Here is a 15,656-nt window from a genome sequence, read left to right as displayed (position 1 = left end):
TTGATTGCTTGAAATCCAGAGGATGCTGATCACAGAACCGAATCTGATTCCTGAAAGGTATGACCTGAAAGGGATGAGGGGTTGGGGATGGGATCAGGATCTAACCTATGCAGTTCTCAGGGTTCACGCCCAGGGTTCACGCTCAGGATTCAATCTGAGTGACGACCTGCTGAGTGACGATCTGAGAGAACGACTATCCTGGTGTCCATGGCGCAGTGGAACCACACCGATCCATCTCGAACTCGGTTGTGAAACGCTGCAGCGCCGACGATATTTGGGGGGTAGCCCCCTGAGAAAATAGGTCGATGCCAGGTAAAACTCTTTTTCTCGGCCACTTCACGACCACGGCGTGGTTGTGCGCCGATGGCATGGCTGCTCGGTGATGGATCAGTGATGGAAGGACCACGGGTGTGGCCGCCATCACGGTCCGTCTCAGGGTCCGCGCCAGGTCATCGGTACGGGCAGCGATGACAGCCACCTGCGGGTGGCTTTTTTTGTGACCGTTGGGTCAGCCTGGCCCTTGGGGGATCACAAGGTTGGCGTAGCTCTCCACGCGATCAAAGTCTTCAGCATCCCGAGCTGGATTGCCCGGGCGGGAGCTGAACAGCACCTGAAGGCCAGCCTGCCGGGCGGCAACACATTCCTCCAGTGCATCGCTGATGAACAGGATTCGCGAGGGTTCGGCGTCCATCGCATTGGCAATGCCGCTGTAGCTGGCCGGTTCCCGTTTGGCGCCGCTTCGGGTATCGAACCAGTGGCTGAAGCAGCCGCGCAGGTCGCCGCCGCTGCTGTGCCCATAGAGCAGCTGCTGCGCCTTCACGGACCCCGACGAATACACCGCCAGGACCAGACCCTGCTTCTTCCAGCGCTGCAGAGCCTGGGGCACGTCAGCAAACAGCGGTGCCCGGAGCACGCCTGCGGCGTAACCCTGCTCCCAGATCAACCCCTGCAGTTGCTTGAGGGCTGGGAGCTTTCTGTCGTGTCGGATGAGGAGCTGGAGATAGTCGATCACCAAGGCGTCGCTTTGGTGGCGAAGCCGCTGGGCCGCTGGGTCGGTGTCGATGGCCCAGGCGGCATCGGTCTCGGCCAACAGTGCCGTCACATGGCTGTCCTGGCGGTGCTCGCGGAGAAAGGTCTCCAGCTGGGCGGCGGCATAGGGGAACAGCTCCTCCGCCACGAAGCTCACGGGGCAGGTGGTGCCTTCGATGTCCAGGAGCAGGTGGGTGATGCCTTCGCAGGTGATCGGTGAGCCTGGGGGGGAGATGGTCATGGGTGCAGTTGCGGCCGGTTGAGCAACCCCTCCAGCAGCAGCTGCCGCCAGTGCTGCTCCAACAGGAACTCGTGGATCTCGAGATGGCGCCGTGCCTGGGCCAGATCCTGACCCCAGACGTAGAGCCCATGGCCCGCGATCAACAGCCCCATGGGTGCTTCGGCCAGAAGCGGCCTGGCCCTGGCGCTGAGGCTCCGGAGATCCTGGTCGTTGGCCAGCACCGGCACCTCCACCTCCATGGCGTGGGTGTGCACTCCTTCGATCCCCTTCAGCATCTCGAGGTCGCGGAGCCTCAGCCGGCCCACTCCCTCCCGCGCAGGCCCGTAATGCTGGGAAAGCAGCGTGCCGGCCTGGGAGTGGGTGTGCAGCACCGCACCTGCCGCCGTGGCCTCCACGATCGCCAGGTGCAGCAGGGTTTCGGCACTGGCCTTTCCCATGCCTTGGATCACGTCTCCACGCCCGTTCACCGTGATCAGGGCCGCGGGCGGCACCGTGCCCTTGTCCACCCCACTGGGGGCCATCAGCAGCGTCAGGGGATCGCGGCTGAGCACGCAGCTGAAGTTGCCGCCGGTGCCATCGCACCAGCCGCGGCGATGGATGGCCGCCATCGCCGCGCTCAAGGCGTGGGCCACAGCAGAGCGCTCTGGTGCGTCAGGGCTCAGGGAAAGCTGGGGATGCACGGATGTGGCCAAGAACAACGGGGCATGCCTGTGGCTCAATGCTGGCAGTTCGGGCACCAGTGGCTGCTGCGGCCCGCCAGCTTGTGGCGCTGGATCGGGGTGCCGCAGCGCCGGCAGGGCTCTCCACCGCGGCGGTACACCAGGGCGACCCCGCCGTAGTTGCCGTTGGTGCCGGTGAGATCGCGGAAGTCGCTGAAGGTGGTGCCCCCGGCTCCGATGCTGATCTCGAGCACCTCCACCAGGGCCTTCACGAGGCGGTCCAGCTGGTGCGGCCGCAGCTGGCCGGCGGGCGTGTGGGGGCGGATCCCCGCGGCGAACAGCGATTCGTCGGCGTAGATGTTGCCCACGCCCGCCACCACCGCCTGATCCAGCAGGGCGTTCTTGATCGGGCGGCTGGACCCGTTCAGCCGCCCTTCCAGGTACGAGGCGGTGAAGGCCGGACCGAGCGGCTCCGGGCCCAGGTGCCTCAGGCCGCCCATCACCATCTCCGGAGGCTCGCCTGGAGGGATCCACCACATCTGACCGAAGCTGCGGGTGTCCACGAAGCGCAGCTCCTGGCCCTGGTCGTTCCAGAGCTGCACACGTGTGTGGGCGCAGGAGGGCCTGGGGGCCTCGAGCCACAGGAACTGGCCCGTCATGCGCAGGTGCACCCCCCAGTGGCCGCCGTCGCGGCCGTCGCCACGCTGCAGCTGGCTGATCAGATACTTGCCGCGGCGCCGCCAGTGCTGCACGGTGCAGCCCTGGAGTGCGGCGGCGAAGGCCTCGGGGTCGTCGGGGCTGGCCACCGCCCTCGGTCTGTGCACCTGCACCCGCGCGATCGCGAATCCCTGGGTTCGCTGCTCCAGCCCCCGGCGCACCGTTTCGACCTCAGGCAGTTCCGGCACGGCGTGCGGCTGGGGATCGGGGCATCGTCGCGCAGCGGCGGCCGGATCGTCCTTCGGGGCCCATCCCTTCAACACAACAAGGCCCCGGCTGGATTCAGCCGGGGCCCTGGAGCTGCTCGGGGGAAGCTGAGGCAATCCGGGAGCGGAGATCTTCCGACCTGGTCGATGCCGTAGGCGGGAACTCGTATCAGGCTCGATCAGGCCCATGCCTCGGTCGGGCAGCTGAAGGATCAGGCCTTCTCGAGCTCGGCTTCGGCGAAGTTGTTGGTGTTGATGCCGCCCTCGGAGCCGCTGTAGCCGTTGTAGTTCACCTTGTCGAAGCGAACCACCACGGGGTAGCGGATGCCAGAGGTGTCGACCGAGGCGACGGTGCCGACTTCGTTGAACCAGTAGGACTCAGGGCGCTTGATGCGTACTTTGTCGCCGCGGGAGATGGCCATCGCTGCGCTGTGGATCGGAGGCTGCCGTAGGGAAGATACCCGCCTTCTCCGGGCCTGCCGGGGCCGGCGTCACGATTCGTCGCCCTTGTCCGGAGCCCGGGAGGGAGCCGGGTGCGTGGGAGCATCGGCGCTGTTGCCGCCGGCGAAGGCCCATGGCTTCCTCGGAGCTTTCCCCACCCCCCGCCCTTCACCTGGAGCTGCCGGATCCGGAGAGCGACACCATCAGCACGATGGAGTTCCTGGCCCGGCTGGAGGAGGCCTGGGCGGTGTGCGACCGCTTCGACCTGCAGACCGAGATCTGGCGCGGACGGATTCTGCGGGCCGTTCGGGACCGGGAGAAGCGGGGCGGCGAGGGGCGCGGCACGGGCTTTCTGCAGTGGCTGCGCGAACGGGAGATCAGCAAGACCCGCGCCTACACCCTGATCCAGCTGGCGGAGTCGGCCGACGATCTCGTGGGCGGGGGGCTACTGGAGGAGAGCAGCGTCAACAACTTCTCCAAGCGCGCCTTCCTGGAGACGGCCCAGTCGGACCCCGAGGTGCAGCAGATGATCTCGGAGGCGGCCAACGACGGCCAGCAGATCACCCGCAAGCAGGTGCGCCGCCTCAGCGATGAGTTCACCGCCGCCACCAGCCCGCTGCTGCCGGAGGAGATCCGGCAGCGCACCGCCGAGAACCTGCTGCCGCCGCGGGCCGTGGCTCCCCTGGTGAAGGAGCTGGCCAAGCTGCCGGAGGAGCAGCAGGAGGACCTGCGCCGGGTGCTGCGCGAGGAGCCCGAGCTCGATCGGGTGCGCGACGTGACCAGCACCGCCCGCTGGCTCAGCAAGGCGGCCGAGGCCGCGCTGGCGGTGCGGGCCTTCCAGCAGGGGGAGCTCGATTTCGAGCGGGCCCTGCAGGAGGCCCAGCGCCTCGATGCCCTCGGCCTGCTGGCGGATGCGGTGGGACAGGCCCAGGTGCTGGAGGCGGCCGTGCTGAAGCTCCACACCAGCTGGCGCCGCCTCGGCGGCCTGCAGGAGCGGCTGTGGGTGGAGAGCGGCAGCAGCACTCCCCATCTGCGGGAGCTGCTCACGGCCCTGCAGTCCCTCAGCGGCAGCGTGCTGCGGGTGTCCCTGGGCGAACTGGCCGGTGGCAAGCGGGTGCGGCTGCAGCTGGTGGAGGAGAGCCCCGAGCAGCTGCAGGCCCCGCCCCTGCCCTGAGGGCGCGGGGGCCCTCGCCCCAGCCCGGCCGACACCAGATCTGGGGGCCGCTATCCTCAGCCTGCGCTGGTGGTGGTGATTGTGGCCGATCCCGCGTTCCACCCGGTGTCCTTGCAGAGGGTGCCGCTGGAGCCCCCAGCGGAGTCTCCCCACGCCGATGGGGGTGCACCGAGCCTGCTGGAGGACGCCCTGCGGCGCCACTTCGGTTGGTCGGCCTTCCGGCCGGGCCAGCGTCCGGTGGTGGAGGCCCTGCTGGCCGGCCAGGACTGCCTGGCGGTGCTTCCCACCGGAGGTGGCAAGTCGCTCTGCTTCCAGCTGCCCGCCCTGGTGCGCCAGGGTCTGGTGCTGGTGGTGTCTCCCCTGGTGGCCCTGATGCAGGACCAGGTGATGCAGCTGCAGCGCCGGGGAATCCCGGCGGCCTGTCTGCACCGGGGACTGGGCGCCAGCGAGCGCAAGAGCCTCCATGGCGCCCTGCGCGACGGTCGCCTGCGCCTGCTCTATCTGGCGCCGGAACGGCTGCAGGTGGAGGCCACCCGCCAGTTGCTGGAGGAGGTGCTGGACACCGGCCGGCTGGTGGCCCTGGCGGTGGACGAGGCCCACTGCATCAGCGCCTGGGGCCATGACTTCCGCCCCGACTACCGGCGGCTGGGCCAGTTGCGGGCGCTCTGCCCGGGAGTGCCCCTGGTGGCCCTCAGCGCCACCGCTGCTCCGCGGGTGCGGGCCGACATCATCCGCCTGCTGCAGCTGCGCCGGCCCCTGGTGCAGGTGCGCTCCGCCCGCCGCACCAACCTCACCTATGCGATGCGCCGCCGTCCAGCCGATCCGTTGCCCGCGGTGCTGGACGCGGTGTCCCGTGCCCGTGGCGCGGTGCTGATCTATGCCCGGACGCGGCGGTCCGTGGAGCAGTGGGCCTCACGGCTGCTGGCGGCAGGACTGGAGGCCATCGCCTACCACGCGGGGCTGGATGCGGAGAGTCGGGTGCTGGCCCTGGAGCACTTTCAGCGTCAGCCCCGGCCGGTGCTGGTGGCCACGGTGGCCTTCGGCATGGGGGTGGACCGTCCGGACGTGGGCCTGGTGCTGCATCTGGATCTTCCCCCCAGCGCGGAGGGTTACCTGCAGGAGTCGGGCCGGGCGGGCCGGGACGGCCTGCCGGCCGAATGCCTGGTGCTGTTCGATCCTGCCGATCGCACCTCCCTGGGCTGGGCGATCCGCGGTGCGGCCGGAGGGGCGGCCTCCACCGGATCGCCCGAGGCTGACGGGGCCGCTCAGCAGCGGGTCGAGCTGGCCCAGCGGCAGCTGCGCCGGATGGAGGCGGTGGCCGAAGGCGACGCCTGCCGGGAGCAGGCCCTGCTGCTGGCGGTGGGGGAGCTGGTGCCCCCCTGCGGCCGCTGCGACCGCTGCCTGGAGGGAGGGCGCCGCCGCGACTGGTCCATGCGGGCCAGTCGGGTGCTGGCCTCCCTGGAGGACCGGGGTGGCCAGGACCTGCGCAGCCTGGCGGCGGACCTGGCCGATGGGGCGTCAACCCGGGAGCAGGAACGGTGGGCCTGGCTGGCGCGGCGGTTGGTGCAGGAGGAGCTGCTCAGCGAGAGCGACGACGGCGCCCAGCGGCTCTATCTGCGCCCGCGGGGCCGGCACTACCTGCGCCAGCCCTGGCCGCTGCGCTGGGTGGCCTGACTCAGCTGCCCTTGGCCTTGCAGAGATCGGTCACCAGCTTCTGCTCGTAGTCGCGCTCGGGGTCATCCCAGGTCTTCCACTGCCCCGACTGGCCCGTGGCGTTCACTTTGCGGGCACTGCAGTTGATGGCGAGATAGAGGGGCTCCCCCTCGCTGTTGAGGGTGGGCGCCACGTAGCTGCCTCCCATGGGCTGCCAGTTGGCCCAGTCCACCTGCAGCGGGCCGTAGCTGCGCCAGTCGTGGTTGCTCTCCTTGGAGGGCGCGGCGGGGGTGCTGCTGCTGACGGGTTTGGTGCTGACGGTGCGGCTGGCCACCGTGGTGACCCCTGAGCCCTTGCCGGGGCTGGTGGTCGCACGGGGGGTGGCCGACGTGCTCTTGGTGGATGGGGCCACTCCGCGGGTGGCCTGGGCGAGGCGGCCTGGCTCTGAGTCGGGCTCCCGTGCAGGGGTGGCTTTGGCCGTGGTGTCCACGCTGGGCTTGGGCTTGGGCTTGGGCTTGGGCTCGGCTTTCGGCTCGGGCTTGGGGGCCACCCTGGGTTCTGCAGCGGCCACCGAGGATGGCCTGGTGGCGGTGGCGGCCACTGGTTTCGCGGACTGCGCCGCGGTGGCTGAAGCAGCCTGGGTCGCAGGGGCTGGAGCGGTCTGGGCCGCAGCGGTGGTGGGCTTGGGCTGCGCCGCCACTGCCGGGGTGGTCGGGGCTGGGGTCGTTGTGGCGGGCGTTGCCGTGGGTTGCGGCGCCGGCCTGGAGGCGGGCTTCGGATCCGGCTTGGCCGCAGGTTTGGTGGCCGTGGGCTTCGCGGGCGGCGTTCCCACCAGCTTGAGGCGGGTACCCGCGTGCACCACGTCCGGATCCTCCACGTTGTTCAGGGCCACCAACCGCTCCACCGAGGTGCCATAGCGCTCGGCGATGGCACCCAGGCTCTCCCCAGGGCTCACCACATGCTCCTTGGCGGAGGCGGCCGAACGGGGTGCCGCCGCGCTGCCGGGCCGCGAAGGAATCCGCAGCCTCGAGCCGGCCAGCAAGAGATCGGGGTTGCTCAGGCCGTTGATCTGGATCAGCCGCTCCGGTGTGGTGTCGAAGCGGGTCGCGATGTCGGAGAGGGTTTCGCCGCTCTTCACGGTGTAGGGCGCAGTGGGCATCGCCCGCGCTGTGGTCGCGGCCGCTGCGGCGCTGCGAGCGCGGCCAGGAATCACCAGCCGCTGCCCCACCATCACCAGATCGGCATTGCCGAGGCCATTGGCCTGCTGGAGCTGACTCATGCTCACCCCTTCCCGCTCGGCGATTTCCGAGAGGGTCTCGCCGGGCTGCACGGTCACGCTGGCGCCTCGGCTGGTCGTGGTCCTGCGCGCACCTCCAGGAATCACCAGGGTCTGGCCGGCTTCCACATGGTCGGGATTGCTGATGCCATTGGCCTGCATCAGGCGGGTGAGGCTGACGCCATGCCGTTCGGCGATTTCCGAGAGGGTTTCGCCCGGGCGGACCGCCACCTGGGCATGAACGGGGGTCGGTGCCAGGGACGGGAGCGGCAAGGCCACCGCCAGGGCCAGGGCTGCGAGGGCGCGGCGCATGGGCGGTCCAGAGAGCTGCCGCCAAGGTAAGGGGTGCATCTGACTCGATCCAGCCCCCAGCGCCCTGATCGAAATCAGCCCAGCAGCCGCTTCACCAGGCCGAGCTTGCCGGCATAGGGGGGGTAGCGCACAGGCAGGTCGAGCCAGAAGGGGCGGCTCAGCACGCTGCGCCGATGGGAGAAGGTGTCGAAGCCCGCCCGGCCGTGATAGCGGCCCAGGCCGCTCTCCCCCACGCCCCCGAACGCGAGGGCCGTGACCCCGGCCTGCATCACCACGTCATTGACACAGACACTGCCGGAGCTGGTGGCGTTCAGCACCCGCTCGCGGGCTTCGCTGGAGCGGCTGAAGAGATAGAGGGCCAGGGGCTTGGGACGGGAGCGCACCTGGCGGATGGCTCCGTCCAGGTGCTCCACCGTGAGCACCGGCAGCAGGGGGCCGAACAACTCGTCCTCCATGAGGGGATCGTCGGGATCGTCCACGGCCAGCAGGGTGGGAGCGATGCGCCGCCGCTCGGGATCGCACTGGCCGCCATGGAGGATCTGGCCGCGCCGGCGGGCCCCTTCCAGCAGCTCCGCCAGGCGGGCGTACTGGGCCTCATTGACGATGGTGCCCAGGTCGGGTGAAGCCAGCGGATCAGGCCCGTAGAACCGCGTGAGCTCCTGGGAGAGGCCCTCCACCAGCGCCTGCCGCACCGGGGCCTCCACCAGCAGATGGTCCGGAGCGATGCAGGTCTGCCCGGCATTGAGGCCCTTGCCCCAGGCCAGCCGCCGGGCCGTGACCGCCAGGTCAGCGTCGGCGAGCACGATGGCGGGGCTCTTGCCTCCCAGTTCCAGAGTCACCGGCGTGAGGTGGCGCGCCGCGGCCGCCATCACCAGCCGGCCCACCCGGCCGCCGCCGGTGAACAGGATGTGGTCGAAGCGGTTCTCCAGCAGGGCGGCGGCCGTGGCCCCATCCCCGGTCACCACCTGCACCACGGCGGCGGGGAAGTGCTCGGCCACGGCCCTCGCCAGCAGGGCCGCTGTGCGGGGGGCATGTTCGGAGGGCTTGAGCACCACCGTGTTTCCCGCCGCCAGGGCGCTCACCAGGGGGTGCAGACACAGCTGGGCCGGGTAGTTCCAGGGGCCGATGATCAGCACGCAGCCGAGGGGTTCCGGCTGCACCCAGGCCCGGCCGGGGCGCAGGGGCAGATCCACCGGCACCCGGCTGGGCGCCATCCAGCGGCGCAGGTGCCGTCGGGTGTGGCGCAGTTCCTGCCGCACGGCCACCAGCTCGAACTGGGCCTCCATGGCGGGTTTGCCCAGGTCGGCGGCCAGCGCCTCGCGGATGGCCTGCTCCTGGCTGTCGAGCAGCTGCCCGAGCCGTTCGAGCTGCTCGAGCCGCCAGGCGAGGCTCCTGGTGGCCCCTTCGCTCACCGGTTCACGCATCACCGCGATCGGCACGCTGAGCAGCGCGCTCGGGGCGGCGGCGGGGCTGTCCACGGTCACGGGGTTGGAAGCTGGCATGGGGGCAGTCTCACGGATCTGCGGGGGCGACTGCGGCCCCGCCGCAGCCCGCGCTCAGCCGGCGGGGCGCCGGCTGATCACCGCGAAGAAGGGATCGCCGTGGCCGCCCAGCCAGCCCAGCGGCCCCCGGGCCCGGGTGGCCTCGGCGATCAGCTCGGGCGGATCCCAGCCCTGGGCGAGCAGCACCCGCGCCACGTAGGCCAGGTGGTCGCGATCGCCGCCATCGGTCCAGATCTGGGGTGCCTTCTGAAAGAACATCCGGTTGGAGAACGCCACGATCACCTGACCGTGGGGACGCACGACCCGCAGCAGCTCGGCAGCCACGGCCTCGGGCTGTTGCAGGTACTGCCAGCCGGCCACGATCAGGGCGGCATCCACGCTGGCTGTGTCGAGCGGAAGCCGCTGGTGCTGGTTCAGGTCCTGCACCCAGTGGCTGTCCAGGCGGGGGTTGGCCTCCAGCTCACGCCCGTTGAGGCCGTGGCCGATCACCCGGTCGTAGCGGATCTCTTCGGGCAGGTGGCTCACCCAGCTGCTCATCAGGTCGAGCACCGTGGCGCAGGGGGGAATCCGCTCGCGGTAGAGCTGGGTGAGCCGGGTGCGGAAGGCTTCGTCCAGGTGCTGGACGAAGCGTGGTTCCGCATAGAAGAGGGCGTCGTCACCGGCATCGAGCTTGAAGCGCTCCGCGTCGCTGAGCACCGGCACTGCCAGGGCCGGCCTGGACCCGGATCCATCGGAGAGCGCCATGGCCGCGGCAGCGAAGGCGGCTGCAGTGTGGCGCGCCGGTGGAGCCGAACGCGGCCATCCCTGAGCCGAGTGCCGCGGCCCCGGGGTGCCGCCGGAGAGAAGAGCCCTTGACGAGACTTGAACTCGTGACCTCTCCCTTACCAAGGGAGTGCTCTACCGCTGAGCTACAAGGGCGTGTGGTGGATGGGCCGGGTTGGATTTGAACCAACGTAGGCAGAGCCAGCGGATTTACAGTCCGCCCCCATTAACCACTCGGGCACCGACCCGAACCACACCGCACGAACTTACCAGCCGACCACCCCGGCCCCTGACGCCCTTTCAATGCAGCTGCTCGCCCTCCACGGCCCCAACCTCAATCTCCTGGGTCTGCGCGAGCCCGGCCTCTACGGCAGCGCCACGCTGGAGCAGATCGACGCTTCCCTCGCCGAACGGGCCGCCGCTTTGGGGGTGGATCTGGCCTGCTTCCAGAGCAACCACGAAGGGGCCCTGGTGGACCGCATCCACCAGGCCCGCGGCCAGGTGGACGGCATCCTCATCAATGCGGCCGCGTACACCCACACCTCGGTGGCGATCCGTGATGCCCTGCTGGCGGTGGCCATCCCCTATGTGGAAGTGCATCTGAGCAACGTTCATGCCCGCGAAACCTTTCGCCATCACTCCCACCTGGCCGACAAGGCGGTGGGGGTGATCTGCGGCTTCGGGGCCGGCAGCTACCGTCTCGCCCTCGAGGGCCTGGTGGCCCACCTGCGCGCCATGGCGTCATGACCCTCTCCGCTCCGGCGGCGCCCGGGAGCGGCGTCGCCCGCATCCGCTGGCTGGCCCGCCCGAGCAGCGCGGCCTGGCTGGAGCAGGCGCTGGCCCATCCCGAGCTGGTGCTGATCGACCATGCCCACTGCGAGCGCAAGGCGGCCGGCGCCGCGCTGCAGCTGATGTTCCGCTACCCCGGCGATCACGCTCTGGCGGCCGTGCTCAGCCCCCTGGCCCGGGAGGAGCTGGAGCACTTCGAGCAACTGCTGGCCCTGTTGCAGCGCCGGGGCATCGCCCTGCGCCCGCTGGCGGCCCCTCCCTACGGGGCTGAGCTGGCCCGCGCCGTGCGGCGCCAGGAGCCGGAGCGCAGGCTCGACAGCTTCCTGGTGGCCGGTCTGATCGAGGCCCGCAGCCATGAGCGCATGGCCCTGCTGGCCGAGCACAGCCCTGACGCCGAACTCAGGGCCCTCTATGGCGCCCTGCTGGCCAGTGAAGCCCGCCATTTCGGCCTCTACTGGGTGCTGTGCGAGCAGCGCTGGCCACGGCAGCGTGTGCAGGAGCGGCTGGAGCAGCTGGCTGCGCTGGAGGCCTCACTGCTGGCCAGCCTCCACCCCCAACCGCGCATGCACAGCTGACATCCCCGTTGCACCCTCAGCCGGCCGTGGCGGTGAGGGCATCCAGCAGCGGATAGCGCTCGGCGATGGCATCGCCGGTGAAGCGGGCCACCCAGCCCTCGGGATTATGGAAGAAGCGCAGGGCGCAGAACCGGGGCTCCGGCCCCATGTCGAACCAGTGGCGGGTGCCGGCCGGCACGGCGATCCAGTCGCCGGCTTCGCAGAGCACCTGCAGCACCTCCTCGCCGATGTGGAGGCAGAAGAGGCCGCAGCCCTCCACGAAGAAACGCACTTCGTCCTCGGCGTGGATGTGCTCGGCCAGGAACTTCTGCCGCAGGGCCCCGCGCTCCGGATGGTCGGGCGTGAGGCGGATGGCATCCACGCTCGGGTAGGCGCCGCCCTCCTGCACCCGCGCCACCTCGTCGGCGTAGGCCGAGAGGATGGAGGCCTGCTCGGCACCGGCCTCGAGGCGGGCCCGGGCCGGCCAGCGCTGGAAGCGGATGCCGCGCGCGGCCAGCTCGGCGGCGATGCGCTGCGGATCGCTGCTGCGCAGCAGCGGTTCGGGCGGATCCTGCGGGGTGGCAGGGTGCCGGTAGAGGGCCAACAACGTCATGGCGTCCGCGCCGCTTGCTCCAACCTTAGAAACGGCCCCGCCCGGACTCGTGCTGGTGGGGGTGGGGCCGGGGGATCCCGACCTGCTCACAGTGGCGGCGGTGCGGGCCCTGCAGGCCGCGGCGGTGGTGGCCTTCCCGGTGGCCCGGGAGGGCGGGGAGGGGATGGCCGCCGCCATCGCCGCCCCCTGGCTGGGGGAGCACCAGCGCCGCCTGCCGCTGCTGTTTCCGATGGTGGCCGAGGCCGCTCCCCGGCTCGCGGCCTGGCAGGCCGCGGCCGACACCCTCGCCGCCGAGGTGGCGGCCGGCCAGGCGGTGGTGCTGCTCTGCGAGGGCGACGTGTCGCTGTTCGCCAGCAGCAGCTATGTGCTGCTGGCCCTGCGCCGACGCCACCCGGCCTGCCCGGTGCGGCTCATTCCGGGGATCCCGGCGGTGGCCGCGGCGGCGGCGGCCGGCGCCTGGCCCCTGGCACTGCAGCAGGAGGGGCTGCTGATCCGCCCCACCCCCGACACGGAGGCCGAACTGGCGGTGCTGCTGGCGGCCTCGGCCGCCTCGGCCACGGTGCTGGCCCTGCTCAAGCTGGGCCAGCGCTGGCGCTGGGTGCGGCCGCTGCTGGAGCGTCGCGGCCTGCTGCAGCAGGCCCTCTTCGCCCAGCGGGTGGGCTGGCCCGACCAGCGGCTGGCTTGCGCCGATGCGGTGCCGGCGGCGGAGCAGCCCTACTTCTCGCTGCTGCTGATCCGGCAGAGCTGGCCGGCGGTGCTGCCCTAGGTCAGAGCGACTGCCGGGCCCGCTCCAGCAGCGCCAGGGCTTCCGCCGGGGTGGGGGCCCGCATCAGGTCGTGGCGCAGCTGGGGAGCGCCGGGAAAACCTGTGCAGGTCCAGCCCATGTGCTTGCGGGCGATCAGCAGACCGTGGTCGCCCTTGGCGGCCACCAGGGCCTGCAGCTGTTCGGCGGCCAGGGCGATGCGCTCGGCCGCTCCCGGGGTGGGTGGAATCGGCTGGCCGCTTAGGGCGGCGTCGATCTGGCCCACCAGCCACGGGGCGCCCATGCTGCCCCGCCCCACCATCAGACCGTCGCAGCCGGTGGCCGCCAGGCAGTGCAGGGCGCCCTCCGGGGTGTTCACATCGCCGTTGGCGACCACCGGGATGGTCAGAGCCCGTTTCACGGCGGCGATCGCCCCCCAGTCGGCCCGGCCCCGGAAGCCCTGCTCGCGGGTGCGGCCGTGCAGGGTGAGCAGCTGGGCGCCGGCGTCCTGCAGCTGGCGGCACCAACTCACCGGATCGGCATCGCTGCCGCACCAGCCCAGGCGGGTCTTCACCGTGACCGGGATGGCTACGGCCGCTGCCACCGCCTCCACGATGCGGGCGGCCAGGTGGGGGTCGCGGATCAGACCACTGCCGCCGCCCTTGCGGGCGATCTTCTTCACCGGGCAGCCCATGTTGATGTCGATCAGGAAGGCACCCGCGGCTTCGGCGCGGCGGGCGGCATCGGCCATGGCGGCGGGGCGGTGGTCGAACAACTGCACCCCGATCGGCCCGCTCTCGCTGCCCAGCTCCTCCACCTTCTGCACCCCGTGCCCCAGCTCCAGGCTGGTGGCGTTCACCATCTCGGTGAACAGCAGGGCATCGGGGGCCCAGCGCCGCACCAGGCTTCGGAAGATGCGATCGCTCACTCCGGCCAGGGGCGACTGCAGCACCCGGCAGCGCAGCTGCCGCGGCGTGCCGCGGCCGTCGAGCACCAGCGGATCGCGGCGCAGGGAGGCGGACAGCCCCAGGGGCGTGGCGTGGCTGGCAATCATTGGGGCTGATTCTCGGATGAGGCCGTGCTTTCCCCTGCCACCCCCGCCGAAGCCGCCCCCGGGGCCGGGCCCTGGCCCCTCAGCCGGGCGCTGCTGGAGGCGGTGCTGGCCGACCGCACCAGCGACCGCTTCGTGTGCGAGCTGATCTGGCCGCGCCTGGGTTACGGGCTCGATGGTTCCGGCACCTGGAGCGCGGGCCCGGCGACGGAGGCCAGCTGGCGGGAGTCGTTCCCCACAGAACCGCAGTTCATCGCCGAGCGGCCGGCCAGCGTGGCGCTCACCCGCTCGATCCCCAAGGAACACAAGCAGTTGCTCAAGGAGCAGCTGGGCTTCGCGGGCTACCGGATCGGAGGCCTCTATCCGCGCCGCACCCGCCGCGCCACCGCCGTGAACTGGCTGCTGGCCCACCTGGCCGCCCGGGGGGAGCCGCTGCCGGAGCAGGGTCCGCTGCCGCCGCTGCTGCCCGAGCCGGCCGATCCGGTGGCCGGCCACCCCGGCGACCTGCCGGTCGCCTGAGCCCTGCTCTGTAGGGTCAAGACACGACAGACGTTGCGATAACTCCTTTGGCCTTACCGGTCGTCGCCATCATCGGCCGCCCCAACGTGGGCAAGTCCACCCTGGTGAACCGGCTCTGCCGCAGCCGCGAGGCCATCGTGCACGACCAGCCCGGCGTGACCCGCGACCGCACCTACCAGGAGGGCTTCTGGGGGGATCGCACCTTCCGGGTGGTGGACACCGGCGGGCTGGTGTTCGACGACGACAGTGAATTCCTGCCCGAGATCCGCGAGCAGGCCAACCTGGCCCTGGCCGAGGCCTCGGTGGCCCTGGTGATCGTGGACGGCCAGCAGGGCTGCACCGCCGCCGACGAGGCGATCGCCGCCTGGCTGCGGGGCCAGAACGTGCCGGTGCTGCTGGCGGTGAACAAGTGCGAGTCGCCCGAGGCCGGCCTGGCCATGGCGGCCGAATTCTGGGGCCTGGGGCTGGGGGAGCCCCATCCGATCTCCGCCATCCACGGTGCCGGCACCGGCGATCTGCTCGATCAGGTGATCGGCCATCTCCCGCCCACCCAGGACGAGGAGGGGGAGGAGCCGATCCAGCTGGCGATCATCGGCCGCCCCAACGTGGGGAAATCCAGCCTGCTCAATGCGGTGTGCGGCGAGAACCGGGCGATCGTGAGCCCGATCCGCGGCACCACCCGCGACACGATCGACACCACGATCGAGCGGGAGGGCAAGACCTGGAAACTGCTGGACACCGCCGGCATCCGCCGCCGCCGTTCGGTGAACTACGGGCCGGAGTTCTTCGGCATCAACCGCAGCTTCAAGGCGATCGAGCGCAGCGATGTGTGCGTGCTGGTGATCGATGCCCTCGACGGCGTCACCGAACAGGATCAGCGGCTCGCCGGTCGCATCGAGGAGGACGGGCGTGCCTGCGTGGTGGTGGTGAACAAGTGGGACGCCATTGAAAAGGACAGCCACACCATGCCGGCGATGGAGAAGGAGCTCCGCGCCAAGCTCTACTTTCTCGACTGGGCGCCGATGCTGTTCACCTCGGCCCTCAGCGGCCAGCGGGTGCAGGCCATCTTCCCCCTGGCGCTGCTGGCCGTGGAGCAGCACCGCCGCCGGGTCACCACCTCGGTGGTGAATGAGGTGCTCACCGAGGCCCTCAGCTGGCGCACGCCTCCCACCAGCCGCGGCGGCCGTCAGGGGCGCCTTTACTACGGCACCCAGGTGGCGGTTCGGCCGCCCAGCTTCACCCTGTTCGTGAACGACCCGAAGCTGTTCGGCGACACCTACCGCCGCTATGTGGAGCGCCAGATCCGGGAGGGGCTGGGCTTCGAGGGCACGCCGATCAAGCTGTTCTGGCGGGGCAAGCAGCAGCGCGATGCCGAGCGCGACCTCGCCCGCCAGCAGAATCGCGGCCGCTGAGCGT

The 15,656-nt window shown here is 70.8% G+C and carries 16 protein-coding genes, 2 tRNA genes and 1 rRNA gene; 8 read left to right on the top strand and 11 right to left on the bottom strand.

Annotation, left to right across the window (positions count from 1 at the left end; genetic code table 11):
- Window positions 1–197: 197 nt before the first annotated feature.
- A 5S ribosomal RNA gene (gene rrf, locus CPCC7001_RS07275) occupies window positions 198–314 on the top strand.
- A 194-nt stretch (window positions 315–508) separates the two neighbouring features.
- On the opposite strand, the gene mtnC is transcribed toward rrf, so the two are convergent.
- From mtnC to CPCC7001_RS07255, 4 genes are all read right to left on the bottom strand, one after another.
- Window positions 509–1,270: an acireductone synthase gene (gene mtnC / locus CPCC7001_RS07270; RefSeq protein ID WP_006911547.1), complete on the bottom strand. Its 762-nt coding sequence runs from the start codon at window positions 1,268–1,270 to the stop codon at window positions 509–511.
- Window positions 1,267–1,878 (bottom strand): methylthioribulose 1-phosphate dehydratase, encoded by a 612-nt coding sequence (gene mtnB / locus CPCC7001_RS07265; RefSeq protein WP_050757091.1) that lies wholly within the window; start codon window positions 1,876–1,878, stop codon window positions 1,267–1,269. Before mtnB ends, mtnC begins: the two co-directional genes overlap by 4 nt.
- Before the next feature lie 107 nt (window positions 1,879–1,985).
- Window positions 1,986–2,834 carry a DNA-formamidopyrimidine glycosylase gene (locus tag CPCC7001_RS07260; RefSeq protein ID WP_006909695.1) on the bottom strand — a complete coding sequence of 283 codons (849 nt, stop codon included), beginning with the start codon at window positions 2,832–2,834 and terminating at the stop codon, window positions 1,986–1,988.
- 230 nt (window positions 2,835–3,064) lie between these two features.
- On the bottom strand, window positions 3,065–3,274 hold the full coding sequence (locus tag CPCC7001_RS07255) for a photosystem I reaction center subunit IV (RefSeq protein ID WP_006911758.1): 210 nt from the start codon (window positions 3,272–3,274) through the stop codon (window positions 3,065–3,067).
- A gap of 152 nt (window positions 3,275–3,426) precedes the next feature.
- Here CPCC7001_RS07255 and CPCC7001_RS07250 point away from each other — a divergent pair, with 152 nt between their 5' ends.
- Both CPCC7001_RS07250 and CPCC7001_RS07245 read left to right on the top strand, forming a co-directional pair.
- Complete coding sequence (locus CPCC7001_RS07250) at window positions 3,427–4,467, top strand: hypothetical protein (RefSeq protein WP_006910730.1); 1,041 nt, start codon at window positions 3,427–3,429, stop codon at window positions 4,465–4,467.
- Window positions 4,468–4,593: 126 nt separating this feature from the next.
- The gene (locus tag CPCC7001_RS07245) at window positions 4,594–6,141 is read left to right on the top strand and encodes an ATP-dependent DNA helicase RecQ (protein WP_369699359.1); all 1,548 of its coding nucleotides are present in this window, start codon (window positions 4,594–4,596) and stop codon (window positions 6,139–6,141) included.
- Between the two features lies 1 nt (window position 6,142).
- On the opposite strand, the gene CPCC7001_RS07240 is transcribed toward CPCC7001_RS07245, so the two are convergent.
- The 5 genes from CPCC7001_RS07240 to CPCC7001_RS07220 form a co-directional block, all read right to left on the bottom strand.
- Window positions 6,143–7,708 carry a LysM peptidoglycan-binding domain-containing protein gene (locus CPCC7001_RS07240; protein ID WP_006909421.1) on the bottom strand — a complete coding sequence of 522 codons (1,566 nt, stop codon included), beginning with the start codon at window positions 7,706–7,708 and terminating at the stop codon, window positions 6,143–6,145.
- Window positions 7,709–7,782: 74 nt separating this feature from the next.
- Window positions 7,783–9,210, bottom strand: a complete 1,428-nt coding sequence (locus CPCC7001_RS07235; protein WP_006909506.1) for an aldehyde dehydrogenase family protein — start codon at window positions 9,208–9,210, stop codon at window positions 7,783–7,785.
- 54 nt (window positions 9,211–9,264) lie between these two features.
- Window positions 9,265–9,954 carry a methyltransferase domain-containing protein gene (locus CPCC7001_RS07230; RefSeq protein WP_006909455.1) on the bottom strand — a complete coding sequence of 230 codons (690 nt, stop codon included), beginning with the start codon at window positions 9,952–9,954 and terminating at the stop codon, window positions 9,265–9,267.
- 102 nt (window positions 9,955–10,056) lie between these two features.
- Window positions 10,057–10,128 (bottom strand) — tRNA-Thr (locus CPCC7001_RS07225).
- 10 nt (window positions 10,129–10,138) lie between these two features.
- Window positions 10,139–10,220: transfer RNA gene (locus CPCC7001_RS07220), tRNA-Tyr, on the bottom strand.
- Window positions 10,221–10,275: 55 nt separating this feature from the next.
- Between CPCC7001_RS07220 and aroQ the strand changes: the two genes are divergently transcribed.
- Both aroQ and CPCC7001_RS07210 read left to right on the top strand, forming a co-directional pair.
- Complete coding sequence (gene aroQ, locus CPCC7001_RS07215; protein ID WP_006911540.1) at window positions 10,276–10,719, top strand: type II 3-dehydroquinate dehydratase; 444 nt, start codon at window positions 10,276–10,278, stop codon at window positions 10,717–10,719.
- Window positions 10,716–11,336 carry a tRNA-(ms[2]io[6]A)-hydroxylase gene (locus tag CPCC7001_RS07210; RefSeq protein WP_006911607.1) on the top strand — a complete coding sequence of 207 codons (621 nt, stop codon included), beginning with the start codon at window positions 10,716–10,718 and terminating at the stop codon, window positions 11,334–11,336. The genes aroQ and CPCC7001_RS07210 overlap by 4 nt, the downstream gene beginning before the upstream one ends.
- A gap of 16 nt (window positions 11,337–11,352) precedes the next feature.
- Here CPCC7001_RS07210 and CPCC7001_RS07205 read toward each other — a convergent pair whose 3' ends face one another.
- Complete coding sequence (locus CPCC7001_RS07205) at window positions 11,353–11,928, bottom strand: acireductone dioxygenase (protein WP_006909954.1); 576 nt, start codon at window positions 11,926–11,928, stop codon at window positions 11,353–11,355.
- On the opposite strand from CPCC7001_RS07205, the gene cobI reads away from it, so the two are divergent.
- Entirely contained in the window at window positions 11,927–12,694 is a 768-nt protein-coding gene (gene cobI / locus CPCC7001_RS07200) for a precorrin-2 C(20)-methyltransferase (RefSeq protein WP_043368760.1), read from the top strand. The genes CPCC7001_RS07205 and cobI overlap by 2 nt on opposite strands.
- Before the next feature lies 1 nt (window position 12,695).
- On the opposite strand, the gene dusB is transcribed toward cobI, so the two are convergent.
- The gene (gene dusB, locus CPCC7001_RS07195; protein WP_006910840.1) at window positions 12,696–13,724 is read right to left on the bottom strand and encodes a tRNA dihydrouridine synthase DusB; all 1,029 of its coding nucleotides are present in this window, start codon (window positions 13,722–13,724) and stop codon (window positions 12,696–12,698) included.
- Window positions 13,725–13,748: 24 nt separating this feature from the next.
- On the opposite strand from dusB, the gene CPCC7001_RS07190 reads away from it, so the two are divergent.
- Both CPCC7001_RS07190 and der read left to right on the top strand, forming a co-directional pair.
- Window positions 13,749–14,240, top strand: a complete 492-nt coding sequence (locus CPCC7001_RS07190; protein ID WP_006910229.1) for a DUF1823 family protein — start codon at window positions 13,749–13,751, stop codon at window positions 14,238–14,240.
- Window positions 14,241–14,287: 47 nt separating this feature from the next.
- Window positions 14,288–15,652, top strand: a complete 1,365-nt coding sequence (gene der, locus CPCC7001_RS07185) for a ribosome biogenesis GTPase Der (protein ID WP_043368758.1) — start codon at window positions 14,288–14,290, stop codon at window positions 15,650–15,652.
- Window positions 15,653–15,656 lie beyond the last annotated feature (4 nt).

The organism is Cyanobium sp. PCC 7001 (genome assembly GCF_000155635.1).
GTDB lineage: Bacteria > Cyanobacteriota > Cyanobacteriia > PCC-6307 > Cyanobiaceae > NIES-981.
This window is presented reverse-complemented; position numbering and strand designations above follow the sequence as displayed.